The sequence below is a fragment of the Streptomyces sp. NPDC050759 genome, from assembly GCF_044456945.1.
GTDB lineage: Bacteria > Actinomycetota > Actinomycetes > Streptomycetales > Streptomycetaceae > Streptomyces.
In genome coordinates this window covers 308,363-323,476 of the sequence record NZ_JBITGI010000006.1, presented here as the reverse complement: position 1 = coordinate 323,476, position 15,114 = coordinate 308,363, and the positions used below count along the sequence as shown (strand labels likewise).

The following is a 15,114-nucleotide window of genomic DNA, read 5'->3' as shown; positions in this document are numbered from 1 at the left end:
TCGCTCTCCCCCTCCGTGGAGCATCATGAGCATCAGCCACGCCCCGCCAGGTTCCCCTGAAACCGACATTCCGGAAACCTCCCACCCGGACTCCGCCGAGCCCACTGCCGTCGGTCCCGTTCCCGACCTCGAACCCATCGTCCCCACCTCCTCCCACCGCACCCGCGTCCCCCGCTGGCTGCGCCGCACCACCGGTCCTGTCCTGCTGCTGGTGCTGTGGCAACTCCTCAGCAGCACGGGTGTGTTGACCGCCGACGTCCTCGCCTCCCCCGGCCGTATCGCCCAGGTCGCGGGTGATCTGATCTCCGACGGTTCGCTGGCCTCGGCGATGACGACCTCGTTGCAGCGGGTCGCGGGCGGACTGCTCCTCGGCGCCCTCATCGGCACCGGACTCGCCCTCGTCTCAGGTCTGTTCCGGATCGGCGAGGACATCGTGGACGCCCCGGTGCAGATGCTGCGGACCGTGCCGTTCGTCGGTCTGATCCCGCTGTTCATCATCTGGTTCGGCATCGGCGAGGCACCGAAGATCGCCATCATCACGCTCGGCGTGACCTTTCCCCTCTACCTCAACGTCTACGCGGGCATCCGTGGCGTGGACGCCCAGCTGATCGAGGCCGGGGAGTCCCTCGGTCTCTCTCGGTGGGGGCTCGTACGGCATGTCATCCTGCCCGGCGCGCTGCCCGGCGCCATGACCGGTCTGCGCTACTCGCTCGGCATTTCCTGGCTCGCGCTCGTCTTCGCCGAGCAGGTCAACGCGGACTCCGGCATCGGCTTCCTGATGGTGCAGGCGCGGGACTTCCTGCGCACCGACGTCATCGTGGTCTGCCTGATCGTCTACGCCTTCCTCGGCCTGCTGGCCGACCTCGTCGTCCGTTCTCTCGAAAGGCTGCTGCTGCAATGGCGACCGACGTTCACCGGCCGGTGAACCACCAGGTGACCGGGGAATCCACGGCCGAGGCATCCACGGCCAGGGAACCCGAGGTCGAGGCATCCAGGACCGAGGCACCCCGCCCCGCGCAGGCCGTGCGCGTCGAGGGGCTGACCCGCTCCTTCGACGGCCGTGCCGTCATCGACAACCTCCGACTCGACGTCCGCGCAGGCGAGTTCGTGGCCCTGTTGGGCCGCAGCGGCTGTGGCAAGTCCACCCTGCTGCGCATCCTCGCCGGACTCGACCGGGACATCGAGGGCACCGTCCTGGTCCCGCGCCGCAAGGCGGTCGCCTTCCAGGCACCCCGGCTGATGCCGTGGAAGAAGGTGTGGCGCAACGTCCTGCTCGGCCTGCCGGGCAAGCCCGCGCGCGGCGTCGCCGACCAGGCCCTGGGGGAGGTCGGCCTGAGCCACCGTACGGACGCCTGGCCCAAGACCCTCTCTGGCGGCGAGGCCCAACGTGCCTCACTGGCAAGGGCGTTGGTGCGCGAGCCCGATCTCCTGCTGCTGGACGAGCCGTTCGGCGCGCTCGACGCCCTCACCCGGATCAAGGCCCAGCGGCTGGTCGGGGAGTTGTGGCAGCGGCGCGGCTGCGCGGTGCTGCTCGTGACGCACGACGTCGAGGAGGCCGTGCTGCTCGCCGACCGTGTCCTCGTGATGGACGAGGGCGTCATCGCACACGAGCAGGCGATCGACCTCGACCGGCCGCGCGACATCACCGATCCCCGGTTCGCCGAGATCCGCGGGCAGCTCCTGGAGCGCCTGGGCGTCGACACCGCAGCCGAAGCCGCCTGAACTTCCCCACCCACAAGCCGAGTTACACAGAACGGATCCCCCCATGCGACGTCGCCTCGCCCCCGCCGCACTGCTCCTCCCCTTCGCCCTTCTGCTCACCGCCTGCGGCGGAAACGCGACCGCCGGCACCGGCAACGACACCGACGGCAAGGGCTCCCTCACCCTCAATGTCGGTGACCAGAAGGGTGGTTCGGAGGCGATCCTTCGCGCCGCCGGGGAACTCGACAACCTCGACTACAAGATCAAGTGGTCGACCTTCACCTCCGGCCCGCCGCTCCTGGAGGCCGTCAACGCCAAGGCCGTCGACATCGGCGGCGTCGGCAACACCCCGCCGGTGTTCGCGGCCGGCGCGGACTCGAAGATCACGGTGGTGGCGGCCTGGCACGGCACGTCCAAGGGTGACGCCATCCTCGTACCGAATGACTCCAAGCTGACCGGTCCGACGCAGCTGAAGGGCAAGTCCGTCGCGGTGGCACAGGGATCGTCCGCCAACTACCAACTGGTCGCCTCCCTCAGGAAGGCCGGGCTCGGCCTGGGTGACGTGAAGGTCAAGTATCTCCAGCCGGCCGACGCCCTGGCCGCGTTCACCTCCGGCAAGGTCGACGCGTGGGCGGTGTGGGACCCGTACACCTCGCAGATCCTCCAGGCGAAGCAGGGTCGTGTGCTGACCACCGGGGACGGCATCACCAACGGTCTGACCTTCCAGGTGGCGGCGCCGAGCGCGCTGAAGGACAAGAAGAAGGTCGCCGCGATCAACGACTACCTGGAGCGGCTGCGACGCGCCTACAAGTGGGTCTACTCCCATGAGCCGGAGTGGGCGAAGGTCTGGGCGAAGGAGACGGGGCTGCCCGAGGACGTGGCGCTGGCCGCGGTGAAGCGCACTTACACCACCCGCGTCGCGGTGGCGGTGGACCAGCGGCTCATCGCCTCCGAACAGGAGATCGCGGACACTTTCACCGGCCTGAAGCTCATCCCCCGCAAGGTCGACTTCGGCGACTTCACGGACGCGCGGTTCAACGGCGGCCTCCCGCCGTCCACCGCCGCGCCCCGCCCCTCGGAGACGGACTGACACGACCGGCTCCCGCGTGCGCACGGGAAGATCCAGGGCCCCCGCGCCGTTGGTAGAAAGGTGAACAACTTCCGCGAGGTCGAGGTAGTCGTCATAGGCGCCGGCCAGGCAGGTCTGTCCAGCGCCTATCACCTGCGCCGCACCGGTTTCGAGCCGGACCGCGACTTCGTGGTGCTGGACCACTCCCCCGCCCCCGGCGGCGCCTGGCAGTTCCGGTGGCCCTCGTTGACGTACGGCAAGGTGCACGGCATGCACGCACTGCCGGGAATGGAGCTCACGGACGCCGATCCGGAGCGCCCGTCGTCGGAGGTGATCGCCGAGTACTTCACGGCGTACGAGCGCGCTTTCGACCTTCGGGTACGGCGCCCCGTCGATGTCCGTGCCGTACGCGAGGGCGACGACGGGCGGCTGCTCGTCGAGACCTCGGACGGGACCTGGTCGGCACGGGCGCTGATCAACGCCACCGGCACCTGGGACCGGCCGTTCTGGCCGCGCTATCCCGGCCAGGAGACCTTCCGGGGGCGGCAGTTGCACACCGCGCAGTACCCGGGGCCCGAGGCGTTCGCCGGGCTGCGGGTGGTCGTGGTGGGCGGGGGCGCGTCCGGCACCCAGCACCTCATGGAGCTCGCCCCGTACGCGGCCGCCACCACATGGGTGACCAGGCGTGAGCCCGTCTTCCGCGAGGGTCCCTTCAGCGAGGACGTCGGCCGGGAGGCCGTGGCCCTCGTCGAGGAGCGGGTACGGCAGGGGCTGCCGCCGAAGAGCGTGGTGTCGGTGACCGGGCTTCCGCTCAACGACGCGGTCCGGCAGGCGATCACGGAGGGGGTCCTTGACCGGCAGCCCATGTTCGACCGGATCACGCCCGAGGGCGTGGAGTGGAACGACGGGCGGCATCTGGAGGCCGATGTGATCCTGTGGGCGACCGGGTTCCGGGCCGCCATCGATCACCTGGCTCCGCTGAAGCTGCGCGAGCCGGGTGGCGGGATCCGGGTCGAGGGCACGCGCGCGGTCGCCGACCCGCGGATCCATCTCGTCGGCTACGGCCCGTCGGCGAGCACCATCGGCGCCAATCGCGCGGGCCGTGCGGCCGTGCGCGACATCAGGCGGCTGCTGACGACGGAACCCGTCGCTGCCTGACGCTCCGCCAAAGGCACCCCGTCACCCCGCCTTGGCCGACTTCTGCTGGTTCTTGTTGAACTCGGCCACGTTGCGCCGGTGTTCCTCGAAGCTGTTCGTGAAGCGTGTGTCCCCCGGCTTCACCGTCACGAAGTACAGCCAGTCCCCCGGGGGCGGGCTGATCGCCGCGCGCATGGCGTCCTCGCCCGGGTTGTCGATCGGGGTCGGCGGCAGACCCATGCGCTGGTACGAGTTGTAGGGGCTGTCGATCCGGAGGTCGGCGCTGGTCGTCCTCAGCGTGGAGCGGTTCAGCGCGTAGTTGATGGTGGAGTCCATCTGCAACGGCATCCCGCGCTCCAGGCGGTTGAAGATGACCCTGGCCACCTTCCCCATGTCGGCCTCGGTCGCGGCCTCGGCCTGGATGATGCTCGCGATGGTGACGGCCTGGTAGACGTTCATCGCGTTGCGCTGGGCGCCGGCCGCGACGGGAGCGCCCTTGAACTTCTCGTTCGCGGTGTCGACCATGAGCGACAGCAGCGCCTCGGGCGTCGTCTTCCTCCCGTTGCGCTCCAGCGGATACGTCGCCGGGAAGAGGTAACCCTCCGGGTTGCCCTCCGCCTCGTTGGGCAGCTTGAGGTGCACCTTGGCCAGGGACTTCTTGGCGGTGCCCGGGGGCTGGGCGAGGGCCTTGTCCACGGCGTCGTAGATCTGCCCGGCCCGCCAGCCCTCCGGGATCACCAGCGTGGTGGGCTTCTTGTCCCCCCCGCTCTCCAGGCGCAGCAGCGGTACCGCCACGGCGGTGCCTGCCACGACGGCCCCGGTCGCGATGAGGACGAGTCGGCCCCGGCGCGTCAGTCGGATCGTGCTCCGTGGCGGAGTGTTCATGTGCATGCGGGCACGGTAACCCGCATATCGTCACAAACCAGGCATATCTTCGGCTTGTCGGATGCGGTTCAGCTGGTCGGTTCCAGCTGCGCGTCGCCGTGCGCGGGGTCCAGCCGGGCGTCCCGGCGTACGAGCTCCGCGTACCGCCCGTCCTGTTCCAGCAGTTCCTCGTGCGTACCGCGTTCGGCCACCCGGCCGGAGTCGAGGACCACGATCTGGTCGGCGTCGCGGATGGTGGACAGGCGGTGCGCGATGGTGAGGGTGGTGCGGTTGGCCGAGAGCGCGTCGATGGCCTCCTGCACGGCGTGCTCGGTCCGGGTGTCCAGTGCGCTGGTCGCCTCGTCCAGGATGAGGACGGGCGGGTCTCGCAGAATGGTCCGGGCGATCGCCAGGCGCTGCTTCTCACCGCCGGAGAACCGGTGGCCTCGCTCCCCGACGACCGTGTCGTACCCGTCCGGCAGCGAGGCGATGTGCTCGTGGATCTGGGCCGCCCGCGCCGCCTGCTCGATCTCCTCGTCCGTCGCGTCCGGCTTGGCGAACCGGAGGTTGTCGGCGACCGAGGCGTGGAAGAGGTACGTCTCCTGGGAGACGACCCCGATGCCGCGCGCCAGGGTGTCGAAGTCGAGGTCGCGGACATCGACCCCGTCGAGGGTGACCCGGCCGCCCGTCACGTCGTAGAGCCGCGGGACGAGGTAACCGAGCGTGGACTTGCCGGCGCCGGTCGGGCCGACGACCGCGAGACTGCTGCCCGCGGGGACGTCGATGTCGATGCCGCCGAGGACGGGGCCGCGCTTGTCATCGTTGTCGTAGCGGAACTCCACGTCCTCGAGGCGGACCTCGCCCTTGACGCGGTCGAGGTGGACCGGGTCCTCCCGCTCGGTGATGTCGATCGGCAGGTCGAGGTACTCGAAGATGCGCTGGAAGAGCGCGAGCGAGGTCTGGATCTGGACGCCGGTCGACAGGAGGCTCACGGCCGGACGGAACAGGCCCTGCTGGAGCGAGACGAAGGCGACGATGGTGCCGATGGAGATGTCCGGGCCGCCCGTCTGGAGGGCGATGCCCGCGGTCCAGTAGATGACGGCAGGCATCGCGGACATGACGATCCCGATGACGGCCATGCGCCAGCGGCCGGCCATGTTCGACCGCACTTCGAGGTCGACCAGACCCTCGGACTCGTCGGCGAAGGACCGGGTGAGCGAGTCGGAGCGGCCCATGGTGCGGCCGAGCAGGATGCCGCTGACGGAGAGCGACTCGGTGACGGTCGCGGCCATCGCGGCCATCTGCTTCTGGCGCTGGGTGACGATCTTCTTGCGTTCCTTGCCGACCCGGCGGCTGATCCACACGAACACCGGGAGCAGCAGCAGCGAGACGACGGTCAGGCGCCAGTCGAGGGCGATCATCGCGACGATCGTGGCGATGACGCTGGTCAGGTTGGAGACCAGAGAGGTGGCCGTCGAGGTGACGGTGGCCTGCATGCCGCCGATGTCGTTGGCGATGCGTGACTGCACCTCGCCGGTGCGGGTGCGGGTGAAGAAGGCGAGCGACATGCGCTGCAGGCGGCCGTAGACCGCGGTGCGCAGGTCATGCATGACGCGCTGGCCGACCGTCGTGGAGATCAGGGTCTGCAGGACGCCGAAGATGCCGGTGAGGACGGCGCTGAGGATCATGCCCAGCGCGAGCAGGCTGAGCAGCCCGGTGCGGCCCTCGGGGATGGCCACGTCCAGCGTTTCCTTCAGTAGGAACGGGGTGGCCACGGTGACGAGGGAGGAGGCGCCGACCAGCAGGCCGACCACGGCGAGCTTGGCGCGGTAGGGCTTGAACAGCCGGAGGATGCGGCGCACCTGACGGGGTTGGTCGGTCGAGGTGCCCGGGGTGGGGGTCCAGTCGATGTGATCGCGGGGCATGGTCTCCTACGGAGGGTGAGAGGGTGAGGACCAGCGGAGCCTAGCTCATTGTTACCTTTGCTCACAATGAACTGGATCCTGATATTGTTCCCGCATGGACACGCCCGATTCCGACAGCCTGCTCGCCGAGCAGTTGCTGAGGCTCACGCGTCGGGTGCACCGCATCCAGAAGCGCCAGCTTCATGAGCGCGGTCTCGGCGTGACTCCGGCCCAGTCCCGACTGCTGCGCACCCTCGCGCACTGGGAGACACCACCGCGCATGGCCGATCTCGCGGAGCGGCTCGAGGTGGTGCCGCGCGCGGTGACCACGCTCGTCGACGGGCTGGAAGCGAGCGGCAAGGTGCGCCGGGTGCCCGATCCGGCCAATCGCCGGGTGATCCGCATCGAGCTGACCGACGACGGGGTGAAGGTTCTTCAGGAACTGCACGCCGTACGCAGGGCGGCCGCGGAGGAGATCCTCGCTCCCCTGACGGACGAGCAGCGCCGGGCGCTCGGCGGGCTCCTGGACACGCTGGTGGACACACACGGCTAAAAGGACCGCGGCCACCGCTCCGTAAACCCGGAGCGGTGGCCGCGGTCTGTTCGGTTACGCCGGTCAGCCGGCCTCGGAGACCGCCGGCTCCTTCGTGGTCCCGACCGGTACGTCGGCGGGCTGCTCCTCCGGAACGGGCTGGTCCTCCGCGGCGGGCTGGTCCTCCGGAACGGGCTGCTCCTCCGCGGCGGGCTGCTCCTCCGGAACGGGCTGGTCCTCCGCGGCGGGCTCGACGGTCTCGCCGCCCAGGACCTTCTTCGCCCGGTCGATGTCCAGCGCCCCCTCCCAGCGGGAGACCGCGAAGACGGCGACGCAGTTGCCGAGCAGGTTCGTCACGACACGCATCGAGTCCATGATGCGGTCCACGCCGAGGAGCAGGGCGACGGCCCCGGCGGGGATGGCACCCAGCGAGGACGCCGTGGCGGACAGGGCGAGGAAGGCCGACCCGGGGATGCCCGCCATGCCCTTGCTGGTCAGCATGAGCACCAGGACCACGGTGATCTGCTGGCTCAGGCTGAGGTCGACGCCCACCGCCTGGGCGATGAACAGCGTGCCGATGGAGAGATAGAGCGAGGCGCCGTCGAGGTTGAAGGAGTAGCCGGTGGGCAGCACCAGGCCCACCGCGTCGTCGCGGGCGCCGGCCTTGCGCAGCTTCTGCATCACGCGCGGCATGACGGACTCGGTGGACGCGGTGCCGAGTGCGAGGAGCATCTCCTCGCGGATGTAGCGCAGGAACTTCCAGAGGCTGAGCCCGGTGACCGCCTTGAGTGCGACAGCGAGCAGAGCGATGAAGAGCGCGGCGGCCGCGTAGCACAGGACGATCAGCTTGGCGTAGGTCTCGATGACGCCGAGGCCGTACTGGCCGATCAGGACGGCCATCGCGCCGAAGACCGCGATCGGCGCGAGGCGCATGACGAAGCCCACGACCGCGAAGATGATCTCCTGGGCCTGCTCGATGGCGGGCAGCACCTGCGGGACCTTGGTGTGGCCGAGGTGCAGCAGCGCGGCGCCGACCAGACAGGCCAGGATGAGCACCTGGAGCAGGGAGTTCTCGGCGAAGGCGCCGATGAAACTGGTGGGCAGCGCGTTGACGATGAACTCGGTCGTCGAGGGAAGGTGCCCGCCGCCCGTCTTGGCGTCGACGGCGGCGGTGTTGAGCGTGGCCGGGTCGACGTGCATCCCCGAGCCGGGCTGGATCACATTGGCGGCGACCAGACCGATGATCAGCGCGAGCGTGCTCGCGACCTCGAACCAGATCAGCGCCTTGAGCCCGATCCGGCCGAACGCCTTCAGGTCACCGGCCTTGGCGATGCCGACGACGACCACACAGAACACGAGCGGCGAGATGATCGTCTTGATGAGCCGGGTGAAACCGTCGCCGAGCGGCTGGAGGTCCGAGGCGAAGCCGGGCCACAGCTTTCCGACGAGGATGCCGAGCACGAGCGCGCAGGCGACCTGTGCGAAGAGAGACGTACGCAGTATGTGTGCGACGCGTCGCGGTAGGGACGGGACGGACGACGGCACGAGCACTCCTTGAGCGACGGGGACGCGCAGAAGCCATGGGGGATACTTCTGCGATACGGAAAGCGGTTTCCGTGGCGAACACTCTGGAGGGGCCGTTGATCACGCGCAAGACCGACGCGTTTCGGCCGTGTAAATCACGACACCTGTGACCCATCGCACACAACTCGCCTCAGCAGCCGCCGTGTTCTCCGGTCAGCACCCCCTGGACGGTGGCGAGAGAACGGTCGTAGCAGCCGGTCGACCCGCGGATCCGGTAATGCTCGCTCGTCGCGCCGACCGCGTGCCGCTGGTCGCGCGGGACGTTGATCGTGTACGTGGCGTCGCCCGTGTAGGTGTCGTCGAGCCGAGACCACGCCGTGCGGTGGCGCGCTCGGGTCACCGAGACCTCGGCATGGTCACCGAGGGTCAGCACGGTGCGCAGCCGGTCGCCCGCACCGATACTGGTCGTGCCGTCCATCGTGTACGTGCGGTGAGCGCGCGCGGTGCGAGCCGGTCCACGGCCGTCGACGGTGACCGACTCGTCGTCCGTCCAGGTCCCCTTGAGCGCGTCGGGGTTCTCGCCGTCGCCCCAGCGATGGGTGGACGTGTTCGCCAGTGAGCGGTGGACGGTGGTCGTGACGCGGCCGTGCGAGGTGTCGACATATCCGGCGACGGTGAGCCGATGGTCACCCTCGGTGTCCACGCGGTGTTCCGAACCAGGTGCATACGCCGAGGAGTTGGCGAGGTCGCCGCTCTGGTGCGTGGTGAGCTTCCCGGTGACGTGTGCGCTCTTGGCGTCCTGCCAGACGAGGACGTTCACGGGGGTGCTCCAGCCCGGCTGCCCTTCGGGGACGCCGACGACCGCGACCTCCACCCGGTGCGGACGCCCGTCGTTGAGGATCCCGGCGAAGGGGGTCAGGTCGTATTCGATCGGCTTGATGTCGAAGGCACGGGGGCCCGGGACGACGTACCAGAGGAAGGGATTGGACCAGCCACCCGTCCACACGGTCGGGAACGGAGCGGCGATCCCCGCGAGTCGGCCGTCGACCTTGATCTGCACTTCACGGTAGGGCCCGTTGTCGGCCTGGCAGGAGTACGGCGCTTCGGACGGCACCGTCAGGTACCAGTACTCCTCGCAGCCGCCGCCCGAACCGGTGGCGTACACCTCGGCGAGGATGCGCACGCTGTTGCGCGGGGTGGTGAGGGTGTTGTCGTCGAGCGTCAGCACACGGTCCGGCGCCGGGGCCTGTCGCCCCTCGTAGAACGTGAGCGTGACCTTCACGTCGATGATCCCGGTGTACGCGTCGTCGACGACGTTTCCGATGAGCATCTCGACGTCGTGCCCGGTGCGGAGGGTGTCGCTGTAGCGCGTGACGTCCTTCTCGACGGACCACTGGACACCGTCGGGCGAGGGCTGCGGTGTGGACGTACGGAAGACCTCGACCCCACCGATGTGCAGATACCCGAGCCGGTCGAACTGCCGTCCCCTGACCTTGCCGTCCATGCGCAGCACGACCTTGCTCCAGCGGTCGCCGCAGCCGTCGGGAGGTGTGTAGCTGCCGGTGTACGGGGTGAAATCGCGGAACTGTGCTTCGGCGACCGTGACGTGGCAGGACTTGCCGGAGGGTTTGGCGACGGGTGGTGCCGCGGTGATGGGGTCGTGCCAGTCGGTGCCGAACTCGGCGGGCGGGACCGCGTGTTGCGCCTCCGCGGGCTGGGCGAGGGTCGCCCCGAGCAGCGTGCTCGCCAGGAGGGTTGCTCCCGCGAGCATGGACATGACGATCCGTCTCTTCATGGCCGGGTTCTACGGCGAGTCGGGCATCCCCCGCAATGCCGCCTCCCGCGACGGTCTCAGGCCTTCAGGTCCGCCCTGTCCCCCATCACCACCACGGGATGCCGGTCCGGATCGAGCGTGCGCAGCAGGAACCGCATCGCCGCCCTGGACACGCTGACGCAGGCGGACGTACCACTGCCGTGGTCCATGTGCAGCCAGATGCCGCCGCCCTTGCCGTAACCCCGGGGCCGGGCCTGGTCGTTCGGCGGCGTGCCCTCGATCCGGTTGTAGTCGATGGCGATGACGTAGTCGAAGTCGTGCCAGTAGGACCGGGGCCACCAGCGTGGGGCCGCGATGGCGGCGGATCGCGTGTACGGCAGCCGGGCCCCGGGGTCCGGGAGCGCACCGCCCGCGTCATGGAGCGTGAACACGCCGACGGGGCTGCGTTTGTCGCCCTCGTGGTGGCGGGTGGTCCAGCCCTTCTTGCCGTTGTGCGCGGGCCAGCTGCGGACGCGGTCCCAGGTGGAACCGTGCCTGGTGTAGAGCACGACGGTGGCGTCTGCGGAGTCCTTGCCGTCGCCGTAGACCGCGACGACCTGGCGGGAAGCGGCGGGGATGCGGCGCTGGAGGCGGTCCCCGACGCCGGGGATGCGGCGCTGGAGGCGGTTCCCGATGCCGGAGATGCGGGTCGGTTCGTCCGCGGGCTTGTCGGCGGCCTTGGTCTGAGGGTTGCCGGTGCCTGCCGGACCCGGGCCGCCGCACCCTCCTAGGGGGATCAGCAGCGCTCCCAGGAGCGTCGTCGTCACCACCGCACGTCGTGCGTCTCCGCCTCGCATCGCTCCATGGTGGCACCGCGGGCCGGGGGGAACCGATTCCTCGAGCGCAGCCGGTTCTGTACGGCTCAGCGGAAAACCTGTTGCCTCCGACCACGCTCTGCCGCGACCCTTTCACGGTTTGCAGCCGCCGTGTGCGGCTCCCTCCCACCCCCCTGACACGAGCCACTGGACGTCACCGTCATGCAGATCCAAGACCTTCCGTATCCCGACCCGGGCGTGCCCGACGCACGCTCGGGCTCCCGGTTCCTGTGGTGGCTCTTCAGGAACCAACTGGGCGGACAGCTCAAGTCACTTGCCTGGGGACTGCTGCACTTCCTCTCCATCTCCGTGCTGCCGTTCTGCGTCGGCGTGGCCGTCCAGGCGGTCGTCGACCACTCGGGCCGCCGACTCGCCCTCGCGGGCGGCCTGCTGGCGCTGTGCTGCGTCGGCAGCGCGCTCGGCGACACGTTCCTGCACCGCACCGCCGTCACCAACTGGATCACGGCCGCCGCGCGCGTCCAGCAGCTGCTGGCCCACAAGGCCGCCAACCTGGGCTCGGCGCTGACCCGGCGGGTCGCGGCCGGCGAGGTCGTGGCCGTCTCCACCGGCGACGTCGAGAAGATCGGCTGGTTCGTGGAGGCCTGGTCGCGGTTCACCGCGGCGGCGGTCACCATCGTCGTGGTCTGCGCCGGAATGGTCGTCTACCAGCCGCAACTCGGCGTGCTGGTCGCCGTGGGCCTGCCGGTCCTGGCCCTCGCGGCGCTGCCGCTGCTGCCCCGGGCGACCCGACGCGCCGACGTCCAGCGCGAGAAGGCCGGCCGTGCCACCGAGCTGGCCTCCGACACCGTCGCCGGTCTGCGGGTGCTGCGCGGCATCGGCGGCGAGGAACTCTTCCTCGACCGCTACCGCAGGGCCTCACAGGAGGTCCGCCGCGCGGCCGTGCGCAGCGCCCGGATGTGGTCCCTGATCGCCGCGATCCAGGTACTGCTGCCGGGACTGCTGCTGATCGCGGTCGTCTGGTATGGCGTCCACCTGGCCCGTCAGGGCCGCGTCGAGATCGGCGAACTGGTCGCCGTCTACAGCTCGGTCATGATCCTTTCCTATCCGCTGCGGCACTTCGAGGAGATCGCCATGGCGTACTCCTTCTCCCGGCCCTCGGCCACGCGGGCCGCCCGGGTGCTGTCGCTGGAGCGGGCCACGTCCGCCGAAGGCTCACGGGGCAGGGACGGGAGCGGCCTGCCGGCCGGGGATCTGTACGACCCGGCCACCGGTCTGCTCGCCCCCTCCGGTCGGCTCACCGCGGTGGTGTGCGGCGACCCGGACGCGGCCGGGCTGCTGGCCGAGCGCCTCGGCGGTCACCCCTCGGAAGAGGGCACGTCGGTGCTGCTGGGCGGGGTGCCGCTGGACGAGTTGCCGCTCGGTTCGGCGCGCACGGCGGTCCTGGTCCAGGACAAGGACCCGGTCCTGCTCTCCGGGACCCTGCGCGAACTGCTCGACGTGCCCGCCTCGGGCGACGTCGGCGCCGAGGAGGCGCTCGCGGCAGCGCAGTGCGCGGACGTACTGGCCGCCCTGGTCCAGGGGTCCCTGGGCGCCGAGGACCCGATGGACGCGCGCATCACCGAGCGCGGGCGGTCCCTTTCGGGCGGCCAGCGCCAGCGGCTCGCCCTGGCCCGGTCCCTGTTCACCGACCCGGAGGTGCTCGTCCTGGACGAGCCGACCTCCGCCGTCGACTCGCACACCGAGGCACGGATCGCACAGGGGGTGCGGGACCTGCGGGCCGGGCGCACGACCGTGGTGTTCACCTCCTCGCCGCTGCTCCTGGACCACGCCGACCGCGTGGTGCTCGTGCACGAGGGCGAGGTCGCGGCGGTCGGCGTGCACCGCGACCTGGTACGCAAGGAACCGCGGTACCGGGCCGTCGTCACCCGCGAGACGGACGAAGAGGCCGTCCTCAACGACGTACTGAACGAGGACGACGTACTGAACGAACTGGAAGAGATCGAGGAGACCGCATGATCGGCGTGGCGCCACCGGCCTACGACCCGGCGGCACCGACGACGGCGAACACCCTGCCCGTCGGAGCCACCGCGACCGTACGCGCCTACGTGGCCGAACTGTTCCAGCGGCACCGCCGCGCCTTCGCGCTCCTCGTCGGCGTCAACACGGTCTCGGTCGTGGCCTCCATGGTCGGGCCCTGGCTGCTCGGTGACCTCGTCGAGCGGGTGTCGGACGGCGCGAAGGAACTCCATCTGGGGCTGACGGCCGGGCTGTTCGTGATCGCGCTGATCGTCCAGGCCGTGTTCGTACGGGAGGTGCGGCTGCGCGGTTCGATGCTCGGCGAGCGCATGCTGGCCGACCTGCGCGAGGACTTCCTCGTACGGTCGGTCGGCCTGCCGCCTGGCGTCCTGGAGCGGGCCGGGACCGGTGACCTGCTGTCCCGGATCACGACGGACATCGACCGGCTCGGCAACGCGATGCGCGAGGCCGTGCCACAGCTGGCGATCGGCGTGGTGTGGGCGGCCCTGCTGCTCGGCGGGCTCGTGATCACCGCGCCGCCGCTGGCCGCCGCCGTGCTGCTCGCCCTGCCGGTGCTGGTGGTCGGCTGCCGCTGGTACTTCAAGCGGGCGCCGTCCGCCTACCGCTCGGAGGCCGCCGGGTACGCCGCCGTGGCCGCCGCGCTCGCGGAGACCGTGGACGCCGGACGCACCGTCGAGGCGCACCGGCTGAGCGGCCGCCGCATCGCGCTGTCGGAACAGCGGATCAAAGAGTGGACCGCCTGGGAGCGCTACACCCTGTGGCTGCGGTCGGTCCTCTTCCCGTGCATCAACGTCAGCCATGTGATGATCCTTTCGTCTGTGCTGATGGTCGGCGGGGTGTTCGTACTCCAGGGCTGGATCGGGGTCGGCCAGCTGACGACGGGCGCGCTGATCGCGCAGATGCTCGTGGACCCGGTCGGGCTGATCCTTCGCTGGTACGACGAGCTGCAGGTGGCCCAGGTGTCGCTGGCCCGGCTGGTCGGGGTCCGGGACATCGAGCCTTCCAGCGGAGACGCGGGGCTCACCCCCGACGGGCGGGACGTGCACGCGGACCGGGTGCACTTCGGCTACGTGGAGGGCGTGGACGTCCTGCGCAAGGTGTCCCTGGAGGTCGCCCCCGGGACGAGGCTGGCGCTGGTCGGTCCCTCGGGTGCCGGCAAGTCCACGCTGGGCCGTCTCCTGGCCGGGATCTACGCGCCCCGGGACGGCCGGATCACCCTCGGCGGCGCCGAACTGTCCCGGATGCCCGCCGAACGCGTCCGTGAGCACGTGGCCCTCGTCAACCAGGAGCACCACGTCTTCGTGGGCTCCCTGCGCGACAACCTCCTGCTCGCCCGCACGGACGCCACGGACGCCGAGCTCTGGGCGGCCCTCGGGGCGGTCGACGCGGGCGGATGGGCGGGGGCGCTCGACGACGGTCTGGACACCGAGGTCGGCTCGGGCGGCCTGACCGTCACCCCGGCCCAGGCCCAGCAGGTCGCGCTGGCCAGGCTGGTGCTGGCCGACCCGCACACCCTGGTCCTGGACGAGGCGACGTCGTTGTTGGACCCCCGGGCCGCACGCCACCTCGAACGTTCCCTCGCCCGCGTCCTCGACGGCCGCACCGTGGTCGCCATCGCCCACCGCCTGCACACCGCCCACGACGCCGACGTCATCGCCGTCGTCGAGAACGGCCGCATCAGCGAACTGGGCAGCCACGACGAGCTCGTCGCGGCGGACGGAGCGTATGCGGCGCTGTGGAGGTCTTGGCACGGGTGA

At 70.3% G+C, this 15,114-nt stretch carries 12 protein-coding genes; 7 read left to right on the top strand and 5 right to left on the bottom strand.

Translation table 11 applies throughout. The features are described 5' to 3' along the window. Nucleotides 1-25 precede the first annotated feature (25 nt). The 4 genes from ACIBJB_RS20840 to ACIBJB_RS20825 are packed head-to-tail and all read left to right on the top strand — an operon-like array spanning nt 26 to nt 3,928. Nucleotides 26-925 (top strand): ABC transporter permease, encoded by a 900-nt coding sequence (locus tag ACIBJB_RS20840; protein WP_398932552.1) that lies wholly within the window; start codon nt 26-28, stop codon nt 923-925. Then, the gene (locus ACIBJB_RS20835) at nt 898-1,722 is read left to right on the top strand and encodes an ABC transporter ATP-binding protein (protein WP_398932550.1); all 825 of its coding nucleotides are present in this window, start codon (nt 898-900) and stop codon (nt 1,720-1,722) included. The genes ACIBJB_RS20840 and ACIBJB_RS20835 overlap by 28 nt, the downstream gene beginning before the upstream one ends. Nucleotides 1,723-1,765: 43 nt before the next feature. Beyond that, complete coding sequence (locus ACIBJB_RS20830) at nt 1,766-2,791, top strand: ABC transporter substrate-binding protein (protein ID WP_398932548.1); 1,026 nt, start codon at nt 1,766-1,768, stop codon at nt 2,789-2,791. Nucleotides 2,792-2,851: 60 nt separating this feature from the next. Beyond that, complete coding sequence (locus ACIBJB_RS20825; RefSeq protein WP_398932546.1) at nt 2,852-3,928, top strand: NAD(P)-binding domain-containing protein; 1,077 nt, start codon at nt 2,852-2,854, stop codon at nt 3,926-3,928. Nucleotides 3,929-3,949: 21 nt separating this feature from the next. Here ACIBJB_RS20825 and mltG read toward each other — a convergent pair whose 3' ends face one another. After that, entirely contained in the window at nt 3,950-4,798 is an 849-nt protein-coding gene (gene mltG / locus ACIBJB_RS20820; RefSeq protein ID WP_398932544.1) for an endolytic transglycosylase MltG, read from the bottom strand. Between the two features lie 62 nt (nt 4,799-4,860). Continuing rightward, nucleotides 4,861-6,696 carry an ABC transporter ATP-binding protein gene (locus tag ACIBJB_RS20815; protein ID WP_398932542.1) on the bottom strand — a complete coding sequence of 612 codons (1,836 nt, stop codon included), beginning with the start codon at nt 6,694-6,696 and terminating at the stop codon, nt 4,861-4,863. A 94-nt stretch (nt 6,697-6,790) separates the two neighbouring features. Here ACIBJB_RS20815 and ACIBJB_RS20810 point away from each other — a divergent pair, with 94 nt between their 5' ends. Then, nucleotides 6,791-7,228: a MarR family winged helix-turn-helix transcriptional regulator gene (locus ACIBJB_RS20810; RefSeq protein ID WP_398932540.1), complete on the top strand. Its 438-nt coding sequence runs from the start codon at nt 6,791-6,793 to the stop codon at nt 7,226-7,228. 63 nt (nt 7,229-7,291) lie between these two features. Here the strand turns inward: ACIBJB_RS20810 and ACIBJB_RS20805 are convergent, their stop codons facing one another. The 3 genes from ACIBJB_RS20805 to ACIBJB_RS20795 form a co-directional block, all read right to left on the bottom strand. Then, entirely contained in the window at nt 7,292-8,752 is a 1,461-nt protein-coding gene (locus tag ACIBJB_RS20805; protein ID WP_398932538.1) for a cation:dicarboxylate symporter family transporter, read from the bottom strand. A 169-nt stretch (nt 8,753-8,921) separates the two neighbouring features. Then, nucleotides 8,922-10,526 carry a peptide-N4-asparagine amidase gene (locus ACIBJB_RS20800; RefSeq protein ID WP_398932536.1) on the bottom strand — a complete coding sequence of 535 codons (1,605 nt, stop codon included), beginning with the start codon at nt 10,524-10,526 and terminating at the stop codon, nt 8,922-8,924. 56 nt (nt 10,527-10,582) lie between these two features. Further along, nucleotides 10,583-11,341 (bottom strand): hypothetical protein, encoded by a 759-nt coding sequence (locus ACIBJB_RS20795; RefSeq protein WP_398932533.1) that lies wholly within the window; start codon nt 11,339-11,341, stop codon nt 10,583-10,585. Nucleotides 11,342-11,521: 180 nt separating this feature from the next. Here ACIBJB_RS20795 and ACIBJB_RS20790 point away from each other — a divergent pair, with 180 nt between their 5' ends. After that, a complete protein-coding gene (locus ACIBJB_RS20790; RefSeq protein WP_398932531.1) occupies nt 11,522-13,336 on the top strand; it encodes an ABC transporter transmembrane domain-containing protein in 1,815 nt (604 codons plus the stop codon). Next, complete coding sequence (locus ACIBJB_RS20785) at nt 13,333-15,114, top strand: ABC transporter ATP-binding protein (protein ID WP_398932529.1); 1,782 nt, start codon at nt 13,333-13,335, stop codon at nt 15,112-15,114. Before ACIBJB_RS20790 ends, ACIBJB_RS20785 begins: the two co-directional genes overlap by 4 nt.